At 80.2% G+C, this 615-nt stretch carries 1 protein-coding gene; it reads left to right on the forward strand.

The window, feature by feature from the left end; genetic code table 11:
* Window positions 1-615 (forward strand): helix-hairpin-helix domain-containing protein (locus HUX53_RS00225; protein WP_303623136.1); only part of this gene is annotated, 615 nt, incomplete at both ends.

Below are 615 nucleotides of genomic sequence, written 5' to 3' on the forward strand. Positions count from 1 at the left end.
CCCCCGCCGCCCGGCTGGGCCCGGCCGCCGCCGACCGGCTGCGCGAGGCCCCGTGGCGGCTGCTGCGCGTCCCCGGCGTCCGGCCGCAGCAGGCCGACCACTTCGCGCGGGCCGTCCTCGGGCAGGACGCCGGGCCCGGCGACGTCCGGCGCGGGCGGGCGCTCGTCCTGCACCTGCTGACCGAGGCGGCGCGCGGCGGGCACACGGTCACGCCCGCCGCCGAGGTGATGTCCGCGCTGGAGCGCGCCCGGGTCCCCGACCCGCGCGGCGCCGTGGAGGCCGCGCTGGACGAGGCCGAGGTCCTCTCCCTCACCGAGGAGCCGGAGTTCGGCAGCGACATCGACGAGGAGTCGTTCGAGGAGGACGCCGAGCCGGAGGAGCCCGAGGAGATGCTCGGCGCGGCGCGGTGGGCGCTCGCCGAGGAGGCCGCCGCCGAGGCGTTCCAGCGGCTCACGCTCACCGCCGCGCCGCTGCTGGACGACGCGGCCGTCAAGGGCCTGCGGGACGGGCTGCCCGAGGACCGGTCGCTCGCGCTCACCGCCGCGCTCCGCACCGGGGTGAGCATCCTGCGCGGCGGTGAGCGCGAGCGACCGGTCCTCGGGCAGCCCGTCCCGC

Source organism: Actinomadura sp. BRA 177, from assembly GCF_013372625.1.
In the GTDB taxonomy this organism is placed as follows: Bacteria; Actinomycetota; Actinomycetes; order Streptosporangiales; family Streptosporangiaceae; genus Spirillospora.